Raw genomic sequence first — 16,918 nt, 5'->3', positions numbered from 1 at the left:
GCCTATAGAAGGAAAGCCAATCGATGCCGCAGGTGGATCCCGAACTCTTCGACCGCGGCCAGTTCCAGGCTGAACTGGCCCTGAAAGCGAGTCCCATCGCGGCGTTCAAGAAGGCGATCCGCCAGGCCCGCGAAGTGCTCGATGCACGCTTTCGCAGCGGCCGCGACATCCGGCGACTGATCGAGGATCGCGCCTGGTTCGTCGACAACATCCTGCAAAAGGCCTGGGACCAGTTCAACTGGAGCGAAGACGCCGACATCGCGCTGGTCGCGGTCGGCGGCTACGGTCGCGGAGAGTTGCACCCCTATTCCGATATCGACCTGCTGATTCTGCTGGACAGCGCCGACCACGAAATCTTCCGTGATTCCATCGAGCGCTTTCTCACGCTGTTGTGGGACATCGGCCTGGAAGTCGGTCAGAGCGTCCGCTCGGTGGACGAGTGCGCCGAAGAGGCCCGCGCCGACCTGACGGTGGTCACCAACCTGATGGAAAGCCGCACCATTTGCGGCCCCGAGTGTTTGCGCCAGCGTATGCTCGATGTCACCAGCACCGCCCACATGTGGCCGAGCAAGGAGTTCTTCCTGGCCAAACGCTCCGAGCAGAAGGCCCGCCACCACAAATACAACGACACTGAATACAACCTGGAACCCAACGTCAAAGGCTCGCCCGGCGGACTACGGGATATTCAGACAATTCTGTGGGTCGCCCGTCGCCAGTACGGCACCCTGAACCTGCGCGCCCTGGCCGGCGAAGGCTTCCTGGTCGAGAGTGAAAACGCCCTGTTGGCGTCGTCCCAGGAATTCCTCTGGAAAGTACGCTACGCGCTGCACATGCTGGCCGGTCGTTCCGAAGACCGCTTGCTGTTCGATCACCAGCGCACCATCGCGGGGCTGTTGGGTTTTGAAGGTGACGACGCCAAGCAGGCTGTCGAAAACTTCATGCAGCAGTATTTCCGCGTGGTGATGAGCATCGCCCAGCTCAGCGACCTGATCATCCAGCACTTCGAAGAAGTCATCCTTGCCCCGGAAGACGAAGCGCCGCCGCAGCCGATCAACTCCCGCTTTCAACTGCACGACGGTTACATCGAGGCACGCAACGACAACGTGTTCCGCCGCACGCCGTTTGCCATGCTCGAGATCTTCGTGCTCATGGCCCAGCAGCCGGAAATCAAGGGCGTGCGCGCCGACACCATTCGCCTGCTGCGGGAAAACCGTCACCTGATCGACGACAATTTCCGCAACGACATCCGCAACACCAGCCTGTTCATCGAGCTGTTCAAGTGCAAGATCGGCATCCACCGCAACCTGCGGCGGATGAACCGTTACGGCATTCTCGGACGCTACCTGCCGGAGTTCGGTTTCATTGTCGGGCAGATGCAGCACGACCTGTTCCACATCTATACGGTCGATGCCCACACGCTGAATCTGATCAAACACCTGCGCAAATTGCAGTACTCACAGGTATCGGAAAAATTCCCGCTGGCCGCCAAGCTCATGGCCAAACTGCCGAAGCCCGAACTGATCTATATGGCGGGCCTGTACCACGACATCGGTAAGGGCCGGCACGGCGACCACTCGGATATCGGCGCAGTGGATGCCGAGGCGTTCTGCCAGCGCCATCAACTGCCGGTGTGGGACAGCCGCCTGATCGTCTGGCTGGTGCAGAACCATCTGGTGATGTCGACCACCGCCCAGCGCAAGGACTTGTCCGACCCGCAGGTGATCCATGACTTCGCCCAGATCGTCGGCGATGAAACCCGCCTCGACTACCTGTACGTGCTGACCGTGGCCGACATCAACGCAACCAACCCGACCCTGTGGAACTCCTGGCGCGCCAGCCTGTTGCGCCAGCTCTACACCGAGACCAAGCGCGCCCTGCGCCGCGGCCTGGAAAACCCGGTGGACCGCGAAGAACAGATCCGCCAGACCCAAAGTGCCGCGCTGGATATTCTGGTGCGCGGCGGCACCGATCCGGACGACGTCGAGCAATTGTGGGCGCAACTGGGCGACGACTATTTCCTGCGTCACACCGCCGGCGACGTGGCCTGGCACAGCGATGCGATTCTCCAGCAGCCGGCCGACGGCGGCCCGCTGGTGCTGATCAAGGAAACCACCCAGCGCGAATTCGAGGGTGGTACACAGATCTTCATCTATGCCCCGGACCAGCATGATTTCTTCGCCGTGACCGTGGCCGCGATGGATCAGCTCAATCTGAACATTCACGACGCCCGGGTCATCACGTCCAGCAGCCAGTTCACCCTCGACACCTATATCGTGCTCGACACCGATGGCGATTCGATCGGCGACAATCCGCTGCGGATCAAGCAGATCCGCGACGGTCTGACCGAAGCACTGCGCAACCCGGACGACTACCCGACCATTATCCAGCGTCGGGTGCCGCGTCAGCTCAAACACTTTGCGTTCGCACCACAGGTGACGATCCACAACGACGCCCAGCGTCCGGTGACGGTGCTGGAACTCACCGCCCCCGACCGGCCGGGCCTGCTGGCACGGATCGGCGGGATTTTCCTGGAGTTCGATCTGTCGCTGCAGAACGCCAAGATCGCCACCCTGGGCGAGCGGGTGGAAGACGTCTTCTTTATCACCGACGCCCACAATCAGCCGCTGTCCGACCCGCTGCTGTGCAGCCGTTTGCAGGATGCCATCGTCGAGCAGCTCAGCGTCAATCAGGAACCCGATATCAAACTGTCGCGCATCAGTATCTGAATCAACCATTTCCCCCTGTGGGAGCGAGCCTGCTCGCGAATGCGATGTCACATTCAACATCATCGTCGACTGACACACCGCATTCGCGAGCAGGCTCGCTCCCACATTGAACGAGGCCCTCATGAACAACGCTCTGACCCAGTTGCAGCCCTACCCGTTCGAAAAGCTCCGCGCCCTGCTCGGCAGCGTCACGCCGAACCCGGACAAGCGCCCGATCGCGCTGTCCATCGGCGAGCCGAAACACCGTTCGCCAAGCTTTGTCGCCGAAGCGCTGGCCAACAATCTGGATCAGATGGCGGTGTACCCGACCACTCTCGGCATCCCTGCCCTGCGCGAAGCCATCGCCGCCTGGTGCGAGCGTCGTTTCAACGTGCCGAGTGGCTGGATCGACCCGGCGCGCAACGTACTGCCGGTCAACGGCACCCGCGAAGCGCTGTTCGCGTTTACCCAGACCGTGGTCAACCGTGGCGACGACGCGCTGGTTGTCAGCCCGAACCCGTTCTATCAGATCTACGAAGGCGCGGCGTTCCTCGCCGGGGCCAAGCCGCACTACCTGCCATGCCTGGACGAGAACGGCTTCAACCCGGACTTCGACGCGGTATCGCCGGACATCTGGAAACGCTGCCAGATCCTGTTCCTGTGCTCGCCAGGCAACCCGACCGGCGCGCTGATCCCGGTCGACGTGCTGAAAAAACTGATCGCCCTGGCCGACGAATACGATTTCGTGATCGCCGCCGACGAGTGCTACAGCGAACTGTACTTCGACGAACAGACGCCACCGCCAGGCCTGCTCAGCGCTTGCGCCGAACTGGGTCGCAAGGACTTCAAGCGCTGCGTGGTGTTCCACAGTCTGTCCAAGCGCTCGAACCTGCCGGGCCTGCGTTCCGGTTTCGTTGCCGGTGATGCCGACATCCTCAAGGGTTTCCTGCTGTATCGCACCTACCACGGTTGCGCGATGCCGGTTCAGACCCAACTGGCCAGCGTTGCCGCGTGGAACGATGAAGTGCATGTGCGCGCCAACCGTGCGCTGTATCGCGAGAAGTTCGACGCCGTGCTGGCCATCCTGAGCCCGGTGATGGATGTGCAGCGTCCGGATGGCAGCTTCTACCTGTGGCCGAATGTGCAAGGCGATGACGCCGCGTTCTGCCGCGATCTGTTTGCCGAAGAGCACGTCACCGTGGTGCCGGGTTCGTACTTGTCCCGGGATGTCGACGGGGTCAACCCGGGGGCCGGCCGCGTACGCATGGCGCTGGTCGCACCTCTGGCGGAGTGCGTGGAAGCGGCCGAACGCATCCGCGATTTCGTCCTGCGTCACAAGTAAGGCCTGAACGCCCGTGCCGGGCAATCCGGCACGGGCGCTTCATACATCGGGTTACAGATCCTCCAACTATTTATCTCACTTGTCTTCCGGCCAGACGTTAGTCTTGAGCCGCGCCCGTCTCTGCGCCCAGACAAACTCAAAACTTAAACTTCAAGGAAGAAGTGCAAATGAACGATCTGCTGGATTGCCAACTCATTCAATGGCCCGATGATCAAGCCGCTTATACGGCAGCCATCAATGAAAACCCCGCCAATGCCGGTACAAGCTCCGGAACTCGACGTAAACGCTCCATCGTTAACTATTCGAAACTATGGGCCAACGGCCGAACCTTGAAAGTTGCCTTCATGGATTCACCGGATGCCGACCACAAGAACAGGATTATCGCTGCGGCCAAACAATGGCTGCCGTACATCAACCTGAAGTTTGAATTTGTCGATGACTTGAAAGGCGACATCCGGATCGCGACAAAAAATAATAACAACAGCTCGATGTTGGGCACCGACGCTTTATTGATTCACCCCGACCACCCCACCATGAATCTTGGAGTCAAACCGGAACATGAAGACTTCGAGGTGATCGTGATTCACGAATTCGGTCACGCACTGGGCGCCTTGCACGAACATCAGCACCCAAGGGCGAATATTCCATGGGATAAGCCAAAGGTTTATGAGTTCTACAAGAACCGTCAAATGAACCCGCTCACCGAGGAGCAAGTCGACAGGAACCTGTTCGCGTCCTTCGACACACTGGACGCGATCTACACTTCCTACGACCGGAAATCGATCATGCATCATCCGGTGGCAAACACATTGACAGTGGGCGACTGGGAGGTGCCGATCAACCGCCGGATCAGTAGAAAAGACAAACGACTCATGCGATTGCTCTATCCAAAATAAATAACCGACACCGATACAAAAAGTTCGCCAGGCGCAACACCTCGCGAACTTTCAATATCACGCAACACAACCCGACTTTTTCCAGCCCGCACTTCCCTTTAACTTTACCCTCCTGTTATCCGGCCCAACTTTCCCGGAATAGACAACAGCCTATTCGATCAACATCAGTACGGACACTTGACATGAACTCCGCAACACTTTGCCTTACCGAAAAAACGGTTTCGCTACAACACGCTTATGAAGTTGCTATAGCCGAGAACCCAGCCAATGAAAAAACCTCGGCATCCGCTCGTAAAAAACGAGCCGTAGGGAAACACGGTTACTTCTGGGCACCAGGCCGGACCTTGCGCATCGCATTCCTGAGTGGTGATCAAGCGTTCAAGGATGCCGTCAAAGCTGCGGCCAACAACTGGCTGCCTCATATCAACCTGACGTTCGATTTTGTCGACGGCGAGTCAGGGGATATCCGTATCAGCAGCGAACCCGGCATTTACTGGTCGATGATCGGAACCAACGCGCTGCTGGTCGAAGCAGAAGAACCCACTATGAGGCTGTCTCCGGATCATCAGCTCGCCCCGGCATTTTTCGCCGCCAATGTCATGCACGAGTTCGGACATGCACTGGGTGCCGAACATGAGCACCTGCATCCCGAGTCGAACATCCCTTGGAACAAGCCTGCGGTTTACGCCGCACACGGAGTGGCCGAAGACGCCGATGAGGACGATTACGCGCGCCGATCTGTCGATGAACGCTACTTCAATCTGCTCGATGCCAGCGAGTTCGATTACTCGCCCTACGATCCGAAGTCGATCATGCATTACGCCGTGCGCCAGAACTGGACCCACGGCGACTTCAAGATCGATCTGAATCTGGTGCTCAGCGATAAGGACAAGGCGTTCATGGCGAAGGCCTATCCCTACCCCGCTACACAAACGGCGTAATCAGCACGGGGCAGGTCAATGCGATTACTTGACCTGCCCCAGATTCGCCTCACTCAGATCCAGCTCGCCCAACACCTCCCGCAACACGTCATCGCCAATCTGGTGCTGACGACTCAGGCTGTACAACTCAAGACGTTGCGCGCGCAGCGCCTTGAGACGCAGGCGGCGTTCAAGCAGGTCCATCTGGAATGCCAGTGCCTGGGCTTCGGCCGAGTCGTTGAACACCTCCAGTTGATGGCGATACTCGGACATGATCCGCGCCTTGAGCTCCGCCGACAGTGCGGCTTGCGCGGCATCCTGCGGATTGACCTCTTCGATCTCCAGCGCATGGATCGCCGCTTCAGCGGTCTTGCGCCAGGCGTCGCGGACTTCCTGGCGACGCTTGTCGTCGGGGCTTTTCTGGATTCCGCGCAGCAGTAACGGCAAGGCGATGCAGGCTGCCACCAGCGACATCAGGATCACCCCGGCGGCGATGAAGATCAGCAGATCACGTTCGGGAAAGGCCTCGTTGCCCATCAGCATCGGCACCGACATTACGCCCGCCAGGGTCACCGCACCGCGCACCCCGCCGACGGTCAGCAGCCAGCAGGATCGGGCGGTGGGCACTTGAGTCAATTCACCCTTGCCGCGCAAACGGCGCAGCAGCACGGACAGACGCCAGATGCTTTGCACCCAGATGAAGCGCAGCAGCACCAGCGCCAGGAAAATCGCCACCACGTCGAGGCAACGATAAAGCAGCGTCGGCCACAATGAGGTTTCGTGGCTGACCACCGCCTTGATGATGTCCGGCAATTGCAGACCGAGCAGCAGGAAGATCAAACCGTTGAAGGCAAACTCCAGCAACGACCAGACACTGCGGTTGAGCAAGCGGGTGCTGGTCTGACGCGGCAGCAGGTCGAGCCAGCTCTGCATCATCCCCGCCGCCACCGCCGAGAGAATGCCCGACGCGCCGAGCCGTTCGGCCAGCACATAAGCGGCAAACGGCAGCAGCAACATGAACACCACGTGGGTAGCCGGATCGTCCCAGCCCCGGGCGATCATCCATGCGCGCAAACGGCCCACCAGCCAGCTCAGCGCGACACCGACCGCCAACCCGCCCACCGCCACCAGCACAAACGTCAGGCTCGCATTGGCCAACGAGAATGCACCGGTAACCGCCGCCACCAGAGCGAACTTGAAGGTCACCAGACCCGAAGCATCATTCATCAACGCTTCGCCTTGCAGCATGTGCATCAGCGGCGTCGGCAAGCGGTTCTGCGAAATCGCAGACACCGCAACGGCGTCGGTGGGCGACAGCACCGCCGCCAGCGCGAAGGCCACCGGCAACGGAATCGTCGGCAACAGCCAGTGAATGAAGTAGCCGGCACCGACCACGGTAAACAGCACCAACCCGACCGCCAGCGTCAGCACCGGCCCACGCAGGCGCCACAATTCGCGCTTGGGCATGCGCCAGCCATCGGAGAACAACAGCGGCGGCAGAAACAAAAACAGGAACAGCTCGGGATCGAGCGCCACATGCAGGCCAAGTGTTGGCCAGGCCAGCAAGGCCCCGGCGGCAATCTGCACCAGTGGCAGCGGCAACGGGATGACCCGTCCGACCAGACGCGAGACGCTGACCAGCATCAGCAGGATCAGGACGGTATAAGCGGTTTGCATAAAGCGGAAATCCCGGACAATCGACAGCGTTGAACTGCCATATTAGCCGCTTAGGCTGTGGCTGACCGTTGCACCTATGTCGCACATCGGTGGACGGCGGCCAGTGACAATGGGACAAACCCCGGCCAGCGGCGACGCCGAAACCGTCCGGTCGTGGCATAATCCGTCACCTTTTCTTTCCGGCAACCTGTAAAGGGGGCGATTCCTTGACCGTTTCAAGCAAAACGTTGCACCTTTTCGGCATCAAAGCCTGCGACACCATGAAGAAGGCGCGCACCTGGCTCGATGAACACGCTGTCAGCTACGACTTCCACGACTACAAAACCGCCGGCATCGACCGTGAACACCTGACCCAATGGTGTGACGAACACGGCTGGCAAACGGTGTTGAACCGCGCAGGCACGACCTTTCGCAAGCTCGACGACGAACGCAAAGCCGATCTCGACCAGTCGAAAGCCATCGAACTGATGCTCGCTCAACCCTCGATGATCAAGCGCCCGGTGCTCGATCTCGGTGACCGAACCCTGATTGGCTTCAAGCCAGATATCTACGCGGCCGCGCTCAAGTAAGCAGCCCGTCACTTTTTGTAGAGGTATTCACATGTCCAACTCTCTGTTCAGTATCGCCTTCGGCGTCGGCACCCAGAACCGTCAAGGCGCATGGCTGGAAGTGTTCTACGCCCAGCCGCTGCTCAACCCTTCGGCTGAACTGGTCGCTGCCGTTGCACCGATCCTCGGCTACACCGAAGGCAACCAGGCCATCAGCTTCACCACCGCACAGGCCGCACAACTGGCTGAAGCCGTGAAAGGCATCGACGCCGTCCAGGGCAAGCTGCTGACACGTCTGGCCGAAAGCCACAAGCCGCTGGTCGCCACCCTGCTGGCCGAAGACGCTCAGCTGACCTCGACCCCTGAGGCCTATCTGAAGCTGCATCTGCTGTCCCATCGACTGGTCAAGCCGCACGGCGTGAGCCTGGCCGGGATCTTCCCGCTGCTGCCAAACGTTGCCTGGACCAGCCAGGGCGCCATCGATCTGAGCGAACTGGCCGAGCTGCAACTCGAAGCCCGCCTGCGCGGCGAGCTGCTGGAAGTGTTCTCGGTGGACAAGTTCCCGAAAATGACCGACTACGTGGTACCGGCCGGCGTGCGTATCGCTGACGCCGCACGTCTGCGCCTGGGCGCCTACGTGGGCGAAGGCACCACCGTGATGCACGAAGGTTTCATCAACTTCAACGCCGGCACCGAAGGCCCGGGCATGATCGAAGGCCGCGTCTCCGCTGGCGTGTTCGTCGGCAAGGGTTCGGACCTGGGCGGCGGCTGCTCGACCATGGGCACCCTGTCGGGTGGCGGCAACATCGTGATCAAGGTCGGCGAAGGCTGCCTGATCGGCGCCAACGCCGGTATCGGTATCCCGTTGGGCGACCGCAACACCGTCGAGTCGGGCCTGTACGTGACCGCCGGTACCAAGGTGGCGCTGCTGGACGAAAACAACAACCTGGTCAAAGTGGTCAAGGCCCGTGAACTGGCCGGTCAGACCGACCTGCTGTTCCGTCGCAATTCGGAAACCGGTGCCGTGGAATGCAAGACCCACAAATCGGCGATCGAACTGAACGAAGCGCTGCACGCTCACAACTAAGCGCCAGAAGCTCACCTGAGGAAGCTGGCCTGTTTGCGATGGCGTTCGAAAGATCGCCTTCGCGGGCAAGCCCGTTCCCACAGGGTTCGGCGTTAACCCGCCCAAGTTCACCAGGGCTCGAAAGCATGATGATTCCCTCCCCCTGGCGCGCCGATTTCCCGGCCATCGCCGCCCTGCAACGGCAAGACCAGACTTACCTGGACAACGCCGCCACCACGCAAAAACCCCTGGCTCTGCTCGACGCGCTGGCACACTACTACGCCAATGGCGCGGCCAATGTGCATCGTGCCCAGCATCTGCCCGGCGCCCATGCCACGCAGGCGTTCGAGGACAGTCGCCTGAAGGTCGCCCAGTGGCTGAATGCCGGTGACAGCGGGCAGATCATCTTCACCCACGGCGCTACCAGCGCGCTGAATCTCCTGGCTTATGGCCTGGAACATCTTTTCCATCCGGGCGATGAAATTGTCATCAGCGCCCTGGAGCATCACGCCAACCTGCTGCCATGGCAGCAACTGGCACAACGCCGCGACCTCAAACTGGTGATCCTGCCGCTGGACGATGACGGCGTGATCGACCTTGCCGCCGCCGTTCAGCTGATCGGTCCGCGCACCCGTCTGCTGGCGGTCAGCCAGTTGTCCAACGTGCTCGGCGCCTGGCAACCGTTGCCGGCCTTGCTGGCGATGGCCAAGGCGCAGAACGCGCTGACCGTGGTCGATGGCGCCCAGGGCGTGGTCCATGGCCGGCATGACGTGCAGGCCCTGGGTTGCGACTTTTATGTGTTTTCCAGCCACAAGCTGTACGGCCCCGATGGCCTCGGTGTGCTGTTCGGGCGCAATGAAGCGCTCGAACAACTGCGGCCGTGGCAGTTCGGTGGCGAAATGGTGCTGGAAGCCAATTATCACGAATCCCGTTTCCGCCCTGCTCCACTGGGCTTCGAAGCCGGAACGCCGCCGATTGCCAGCGTGATCGGCCTCGGCGCGACCCTCGACTACCTCGCCGGTCTGGATCTGGACGCGGTGGCCGCCCACGAAGCCGCGCTGCACGATTACCTGTTGCGTGGCCTCGCCGCTCGCAATGGCATTCGCCTGCTGGGCAAGCCACAACTGGCGCTGGCCAGTTTTGTCGTCGAAGGCGTGCACAACGCTGATCTGGCGCACTTGCTGACTGAACAGGGCATCGCCGTACGTGCCGGTCACCACTGCGCGATGCCGCTGCTCAAGCGCTTTGAACTGGCCGGGGCGATTCGTGTGTCGCTGGCGCTGTACAACGATTCCGAAGATCTGGAGCGCTTCTTTGAAGCGCTGGATCAGGCGCTGGAGTTGTTGCGATGAGCCTGCCGGTCGAGGCCGCCGAAGCGCTGCAAACCTTTCAGAACGCCGCCGGTTGGGAACAACGGGCGCGGTTGCTGATGCAGTTTGGTGATCGTCTGCCGCCGTTGAGCGATGGGGACAAGTGCGACACCAACCGGGTGCATGGCTGTGAGAGTCAGGTGTGGCTGGTCGGCGAGTTGCGCGATGGCCACTGGCAGTTCGCAGCGAGCAGCGATGCGCGGATGATTCGCGGATTGGTGGCGTTGTTGCTGCTGCGGGTCAACGGTTTGTCTGCCGCTGAGTTGCAGCAAATCGATCTGCCAGATTGGTTTAATCAACTCGGCCTGTCGCGGCAACTATCGCCTTCTCGCAGCAATGGCCTGAATGCCGTGCTCAAGCGGATGAATGAGTTGGCTGGTTAATCGCTTTCGCGAGCAGGCTCGCTCCCACATGTGAATGCATTCCAATGTGGGAGCGAGCCTGCTCGCGAAGAGGCCTTAAGGCGCCACATCAAGCCTGAGGCTTGACCCGATCCGCCGGGCGCCGGACGCCTGCGACAATCTTGTCCACAGCCTTGGTCGCCGCGACCATACCGAACGTCGCCGTTACCATCATCACCGCGCCAAACCCGCCGGCGCAGTCCAGCTTCACGCCGTCACCGACAAAGCTCTTCTGCAGGCAGATGCTGCCGTCCGGTTTCGGATAGCGCAGCTGTTCGGTGGAGAACACGCACGGCACGCTGTAATGACGGGTCACGGTGCGTGAGAAGCCGTAGTCGCGGCGCAGCGTCGAGCGCACTTTCGAGGCCAGCGGATCGTTGAAGGTGCGGTTGAGATCGCAGACCTGAATCAACGTCGGATCGATCTGCCCGCCGGCGCCGCCGGTGGTGATGATCTGGATCTTGCGGCGCTTGCACCAGGCGATCAGCGCAGCCTTGGCGTTGACCGCATCGATGCAGTCGATCACGCAGTCGATGTTCGGCGTGATGTATTCGGCCATGGTGTCGCGGGTGACGAAGTCTGCCACGGCGTGCACCTTGCAGTCCGGGTTGATCCCGCGCAGACGCTGGGCCATCACCTCGACCTTGGGTTTGCCGACCGTGCTGTCCAGCGCATGCAACTGCCGGTTGGCGTTGCTGACGCAGACATCGTCGAGGTCGAACAGGGAAATCTCGCCCACCCCGCAACGGGCCATGGCTTCCGCCGCCCAGGAACCGACGCCGCCAACGCCGACAATCGCCACGTGGGCGGCGCGCAGACGCTCCATCCCTTCAATGCCATACAAACGGGCGATGCCAGCAAACCGCGGATCTTCTGTACTCATGACCATTACCCCAAAAACCGGCGCGCATTATAGGGCCGTCGGCGGCCAAGAGCACCTTTGTGCTATGAACGGCGAACCTGCCTGCTTTAATTAAAGCTGCACGTAACAAAGTTTTGCCTTACATGCTGAAACGAAAGAACTTAAGTCGGGTTGGATTGCCCAACGTCCGGCATTTCCCTATCTGTTGTAGGACTCGGCGAACTGCCGGTGTAGGATGCGCGCCCTCAGGCGTCAACCAGCCGACCCTTCGTTCCACAGACCTTGGAACCCGACACAGCTATGTCATCGCGTAAATTTGGACTCAACCTGGTGGTGGTTCTGGCAATCGCCGCCCTGTTCACCGGTTTCTGGGCACTGATCAACCGCCCCGTCTCCGCGCCGAACTGGCCGGAGCAGATCTCCGGTTTCTCCTATTCACCGTTCCAGCAAGGACAGTTCCCGCAGAAGGATCAGTATCCGACTGACGACGAAATGCGCCGCGACCTTGAGATCATGAGCAAGCTGACGGACAACATCCGCATCTACTCGGTCGACGGTTCCCTGCAAGACATCCCGAAACTGGCTGAAGAGTTCGGCTTGCGCGTGACCCTGGGTATCTGGATCAGCCCCGACCAGGAACGCAACGAACGGGAAATTACCCGCGCCATCGAACTGGCCAACACCTCACGCAGCGTGGTTCGCGTGGTGGTCGGTAACGAAGCGATCTTCCGCAAGGAAATCACCGCCAAAGAACTCAGCGTGCTGCTCGACCGCGTGCGGGCTGCGGTGAAAGTGCCGGTGACCACCTCCGAACAGTGGCACGTCTGGGAAGAACACCCGGAGCTGGCCAAGCACGTCGACCTGATCGCCGCGCACGTTCTGCCTTACTGGGAATTCATTCCGGTGGACAAGGCCGGGCAGTTCGTTTTCGACCGCGCCCGTGACCTGAAAAAGATGTTCCCGAAAAAGCCGCTGCTGCTGTCCGAAGTGGGCTGGCCGAGCAACGGCCGCATGCGCGGTGGCGCCGATGCGTCGCCGGCGGATCAGGCGATTTACCTGCGCACGCTGGTCAACAAACTCAACCGCCAGGGCTTCAACTACTTCGTGATCGAAGCGTTTGACCAGCCGTGGAAGGCCAGCGACGAAGGTTCGGTCGGCGCTTACTGGGGCGTGTTCAACGCCGCGCGCCAACAGAAATTCAACTTCGAAGGCCCGGTGGTGGCGATCCCGCAATGGCGCGTGCTGGCCATCGGTTCGGTGGTGCTGGCGCTGTTGTCGCTGACCCTGCTGATGATCGACGGCTCGGCCCTGCGTCAGCGCGGCCGTACCTTCCTGACCTTTATCGCGTTCCTGTGCGGTTCGGTGCTGGTGTGGATCGGCTACGACTACAGCCAGCAATACAGCACATGGTTCAGCCTGACGGTGGGCTTCCTGCTGGCGCTCGGTGCGCTCGGGGTGTTCATCGTGCTGCTGACCGAGGCCCACGAACTGGCCGAAGCCGTGTGGATTCACAAGCGTCGTCGTGAATTCCTGCCGGTGGTCGGCGATTCGGACTATCGCCCGAAAGTCTCGATCCACGTGCCGTGCTACAACGAGCCGCCGGAGATGGTCAAACAGACCCTCAACGCCCTGGCCAACCTCGACTATCCGGATTTCGAAGTCCTGATCATCGACAACAACACCAAGGACCCGGCGGTCTGGGAACCGGTGCGCGACTACTGCGAAACCCTCGGCCCGCGCTTCAAATTCTTCCACGTTTCGCCCCTGGCCGGTTTCAAGGGCGGCGCGCTGAACTACCTGATCCCGCACACCGCCAAGGACGCCGAAGTCATCGCGGTAATCGACTCCGACTACTGCGTGCACCCGAACTGGCTCAAGCACATGGTGCCGCACTTCGCCGACCCGAAAATCGCCGTGGTGCAGTCGCCGCAGGACTATCGCGACCAGAACGAAAGCACCTTCAAGAAGCTCTGCTACGCCGAATACAAAGGCTTCTTCCACATCGGCATGGTCACCCGCAACGACCGCGACGCGATCATCCAGCACGGCACCATGACCATGACCCGTCGCTCGGTTCTGGAAGAACTGGGCTGGGCCGACTGGTGCATCTGTGAAGACGCCGAACTCGGTCTGCGCGTATTCGAGAAAGGCCTGTCGGCGGCGTATTATCACGACAGTTACGGCAAGGGCCTGATGCCGGACACCTTCATCGACTTCAAGAAACAGCGTTTCCGCTGGGCCTACGGTGCGATCCAGATCATCAAGCGCCACACCCGCAGCCTGCTGCGCGGCAAGGACACCGAGCTGACTCGCGGCCAGCGTTACCACTTCCTCGCGGGCTGGCTGCCGTGGGTGGCGGACGGCATGAACATCTTCTTCACTGTCGGCGCGCTGTTGTGGTCGGCGGCGATGATCATCGTGCCTCAACGGGTCGACCCGCCGCTGCTGATCTTCGCGATCCCGCCGCTGGCGCTGTTCGTGTTCAAGGTCGGCAAGATCATTTTCCTCTACCGTCGCGCCGTGGGCGTGAACCTGAAGGATGCGTTCTGCGCGGCACTGGCCGGCCTGGCGTTGTCGCACACCATCGCCAAGGCGGTGCTGTACGGTTTCTTCACCAGCAGCATTCCGTTCTTCCGCACGCCGAAAAACGCCGACAACCATGGCTTCTGGGTGGCGATTTCCGAAGCCCGGGAAGAGCTGTTCATCATGCTGCTGCTGTGGGGCGCGGCGCTGGGGATCTTCCTGGTACAGGGCATTCCGAGCAATGACATGCGCTTCTGGGTGGCAATGCTGCTGGTGCAGTCGCTGCCGTATGTGGCGGCGCTGATCATGGCGTTCCTCTCGTCGCTGCCGAAACCTTCGGCGGTGCCTGAACCGGCACCTGTCGTCTAATTCCTCGACGAAGCACTAAACGGCGGCCAATGGTCGCCGTTTTGCTTTAAGATAACCGCCATTTTGCGGGGCTTGGCGTGATATCCAACCCTGTGGGAGCGGACCGGCCCGCGATGGCAATGTAACAATCAGCCTTTATGTTGACTGACACACCGCCAACGCCAGCAGGCTGGCTCCCACTTTGGCCCTCGCCCAATTTCAATCCGGAGTTTTCCATGACGGCCCACGCCGACCTTTCGCCGACCCTCCAACTCGCCATCGACCTGATCCGCCGTCCGTCCGTGACGCCGGTCGACGCCGATTGCCAGAAGCAGATGATGCAGCGCCTGGGCGATGCCGGTTTCAACCTTGAGCCGATGCGCATCGAAGATGTGGATAACTTCTGGGCGACTCACGGCAAAAACGACGGCCCGGTGCTGTGCTTCGCCGGCCACACCGACGTGGTGCCGACCGGTCCGGTGACCGCCTGGCAGATCGACCCGTTCAACGCGGTGATCGACGAACACGGCATGCTTTGCGGCCGCGGCGCGGCGGACATGAAAGGCAGTCTGGCCTCGATGACTGTGGCAGCCGAGCGCTTCGTCGCCGACTACCCGGATCACAAGGGCAAGGTCGCGTTCCTGATCACCAGCGACGAAGAAGGCCCGGCCCATCACGGCACCAAGGCTGTGGTCGAGCGTCTGGCAGCCCGTAACGAGCGTCTGGACTGGTGCATCGTCGGCGAGCCATCGAGCACCACGCTGGTGGGAGATGTGGTGAAGAACGGTCGTCGCGGCTCCCTCGGCGCCAAACTGACCGTGCGCGGCGTGCAGGGCCACGTGGCCTATCCGCACCTGGCGAAGAACCCTATTCATCTCGCTGCCCCGGCGCTGGCCGAACTGGCCGCCGAGCATTGGGATCACGGCAACGATTTCTTCCCGCCGACCAGTTTCCAGATTTCCAACGTCAATTCCGGCACCGGCGCGACCAACGTGATTCCGGGCGATCTGGTGGCGTTGTTCAACTTCCGTTTTTCCACCGAATCGACGGTCGAAGGCCTGCAGAAACGCGTTGCCGACATCCTCGACAAGCACGGTCTGGACTGGCACATCGACTGGGCATTGTCCGGTCTGCCGTTCCTCACCGAGCCGGGCGCGCTGCTCGACGCGGTGTCGTCGAGCATCAAGCAGATCACCGGTCGCGAGACCAAGGCGTCCACCAGCGGTGGCACCTCCGATGGCCGTTTCATCGCCACCATGGGTACGCAGGTTGTTGAACTGGGCCCGGTCAACGCGACCATCCACCAGGTCAACGAGCGGGTGCTGGCGGCCGATCTCGACGTGTTGACCGAGATCTACTACCAGACCCTGATCAAGTTGCTCGCCTGATGCTTGCGTGTCCGATCTGCAGTGAACCGCTGAACGCGGTGGACAACGGCGTGGCCTGCCCTGCCGGCCACCGCTTTGACCGTGCGCGTCAGGGTTACCTGAACCTGTTGCCGGTGCAGCACAAGAACAGCCGCGATCCCGGCGACAACCAGGCGATGGTCGAGGCTCGCCGCGACTTTCTGAACGCCGGCCACTATGCGCCGGTGGCCAAGCGCCTGGCGGAACTGGCGGCCGGTTATGCGCCGGCCCGTTGGGTCGATATCGGTTGTGGCGAGGGCTACTACACCGCGCAGATCGCCGAGGCTTTGCCCGATGCTGACGGATACGCGCTGGATATCTCGAAGGAAGCGGTCAAACGCGCCTGCAAACGCAATCCGGCGCTGACCTGGTTGATCGCCAGCATGGCCCGGGTGCCGCTGGCCTCCGGCAGTTGCCAGTTTCTGGCCAGTGTCTTCAGTCCGCTGGACTGGGAAGAGGCCAAGCGCCTGCTCAGCGTGGGCGGTGGCCTGATGAAAGTCGGCCCGACCAGCGGCCATCTGATGGAACTACGCGAACGCCTGTACGACGAAGTGCGCGAGTACACCGACGACAAGCACCTGGCCCTGGTGCCGGATGGCATGGCGCTGGCACACAGTGAAACCCTGGAATTCAAGCTGACGCTGGACAAGCCCGAGGATCGCGCCAACCTGCTGGCGATGACGCCCCACGGTTGGCGCGCCAGTGCCGAGCGCCGTGCGGCGGTGATCGAGCAGGCCGAGCCGTTCGTGACCACCGTGTCGATGCGCTACGATTATTTCGTTCTTCAATAACTTTTGGACTCGGGCAAGCAGCCCGGGGCCGGCTAAATCCGCGAATGGATTTTTCAGACCCGC

13 protein-coding genes are annotated in these 16,918 nt (G+C 61.2%); 11 read left to right on the top strand and 2 right to left on the bottom strand.

What is annotated here, in order from left to right:
• The first annotated feature begins 23 nt into the window (after nucleotides 1-23).
• The 4 genes from DXT77_RS07270 to DXT77_RS07250 all read left to right on the top strand — a co-directional run bounded on the left by DXT77_RS07270 (nucleotide 24) and on the right by DXT77_RS07250 (nucleotide 5,884).
• Nucleotides 24-2,726 carry a [protein-PII] uridylyltransferase gene (locus DXT77_RS07270; protein WP_119427167.1) on the top strand — a complete coding sequence of 901 codons (2,703 nt, stop codon included), beginning with the start codon at nucleotides 24-26 and terminating at the stop codon, nucleotides 2,724-2,726.
• Nucleotides 2,727-2,847: 121 nt separating this feature from the next.
• On the top strand, nucleotides 2,848-4,047 hold the full coding sequence (dapC, locus tag DXT77_RS07260) for a succinyldiaminopimelate transaminase (protein ID WP_085712836.1): 1,200 nt from the start codon (nucleotides 2,848-2,850) through the stop codon (nucleotides 4,045-4,047).
• Between the two features lie 167 nt (nucleotides 4,048-4,214).
• The gene (locus DXT77_RS07255; RefSeq protein WP_119427166.1) at nucleotides 4,215-4,943 is read left to right on the top strand and encodes a M12 family metallopeptidase; all 729 of its coding nucleotides are present in this window, start codon (nucleotides 4,215-4,217) and stop codon (nucleotides 4,941-4,943) included.
• Nucleotides 4,944-5,125: 182 nt separating this feature from the next.
• Nucleotides 5,126-5,884 (top strand): hypothetical protein, encoded by a 759-nt coding sequence (locus DXT77_RS07250; protein ID WP_119427165.1) that lies wholly within the window; start codon nucleotides 5,126-5,128, stop codon nucleotides 5,882-5,884.
• Between the two features lie 24 nt (nucleotides 5,885-5,908).
• Here the strand turns inward: DXT77_RS07250 and DXT77_RS07245 are convergent, their stop codons facing one another.
• On the bottom strand, nucleotides 5,909-7,540 hold the full coding sequence (locus DXT77_RS07245) for a Na+/H+ antiporter (RefSeq protein ID WP_119427164.1): 1,632 nt from the start codon (nucleotides 7,538-7,540) through the stop codon (nucleotides 5,909-5,911).
• Between the two features lie 260 nt (nucleotides 7,541-7,800).
• Between DXT77_RS07245 and DXT77_RS07240 the strand changes: the two genes are divergently transcribed.
• From DXT77_RS07240 to DXT77_RS07225, 4 genes are all read left to right on the top strand, one after another.
• Nucleotides 7,801-8,109 (top strand): arsenate reductase, encoded by a 309-nt coding sequence (locus DXT77_RS07240; protein ID WP_042607053.1) that lies wholly within the window; start codon nucleotides 7,801-7,803, stop codon nucleotides 8,107-8,109.
• 31 nt (nucleotides 8,110-8,140) lie between these two features.
• Nucleotides 8,141-9,175: a 2,3,4,5-tetrahydropyridine-2,6-dicarboxylate N-succinyltransferase gene (gene dapD, locus DXT77_RS07235; RefSeq protein WP_119427163.1), complete on the top strand. Its 1,035-nt coding sequence runs from the start codon at nucleotides 8,141-8,143 to the stop codon at nucleotides 9,173-9,175.
• A 125-nt stretch (nucleotides 9,176-9,300) separates the two neighbouring features.
• Nucleotides 9,301-10,506 (top strand): aminotransferase class V-fold PLP-dependent enzyme, encoded by a 1,206-nt coding sequence (locus DXT77_RS07230; protein WP_119427162.1) that lies wholly within the window; start codon nucleotides 9,301-9,303, stop codon nucleotides 10,504-10,506.
• Nucleotides 10,503-10,907, top strand: a complete 405-nt coding sequence (locus DXT77_RS07225) for a SufE family protein (protein WP_119427161.1) — start codon at nucleotides 10,503-10,505, stop codon at nucleotides 10,905-10,907. The genes DXT77_RS07230 and DXT77_RS07225 overlap by 4 nt, the downstream gene beginning before the upstream one ends.
• A gap of 88 nt (nucleotides 10,908-10,995) precedes the next feature.
• On the opposite strand, the gene tcdA is transcribed toward DXT77_RS07225, so the two are convergent.
• A complete protein-coding gene (gene tcdA / locus DXT77_RS07220; RefSeq protein WP_119427160.1) occupies nucleotides 10,996-11,814 on the bottom strand; it encodes a tRNA cyclic N6-threonylcarbamoyladenosine(37) synthase TcdA in 819 nt (272 codons plus the stop codon).
• Nucleotides 11,815-12,087: 273 nt separating this feature from the next.
• Here tcdA and DXT77_RS07215 point away from each other — a divergent pair, with 273 nt between their 5' ends.
• The 3 genes from DXT77_RS07215 to DXT77_RS07205 all read left to right on the top strand — a co-directional run bounded on the left by DXT77_RS07215 (nucleotide 12,088) and on the right by DXT77_RS07205 (nucleotide 16,855).
• On the top strand, nucleotides 12,088-14,679 hold the full coding sequence (locus DXT77_RS07215) for a glycosyltransferase (RefSeq protein ID WP_119427159.1): 2,592 nt from the start codon (nucleotides 12,088-12,090) through the stop codon (nucleotides 14,677-14,679).
• 215 nt (nucleotides 14,680-14,894) lie between these two features.
• A complete protein-coding gene (gene dapE / locus DXT77_RS07210) occupies nucleotides 14,895-16,046 on the top strand; it encodes a succinyl-diaminopimelate desuccinylase (protein ID WP_119427158.1) in 1,152 nt (383 codons plus the stop codon).
• Complete coding sequence (locus tag DXT77_RS07205; protein ID WP_119427157.1) at nucleotides 16,046-16,855, top strand: putative RNA methyltransferase; 810 nt, start codon at nucleotides 16,046-16,048, stop codon at nucleotides 16,853-16,855. The genes dapE and DXT77_RS07205 overlap by 1 nt, the downstream gene beginning before the upstream one ends.
• Nucleotides 16,856-16,918 lie beyond the last annotated feature (63 nt).

This window comes from Pseudomonas sp. 91RF (genome assembly GCF_003576265.1).
Taxonomy (GTDB): domain Bacteria; phylum Pseudomonadota; class Gammaproteobacteria; order Pseudomonadales; family Pseudomonadaceae; genus Aquipseudomonas; species Aquipseudomonas kribbensis.
This window is presented reverse-complemented; position numbering and strand designations above follow the sequence as displayed.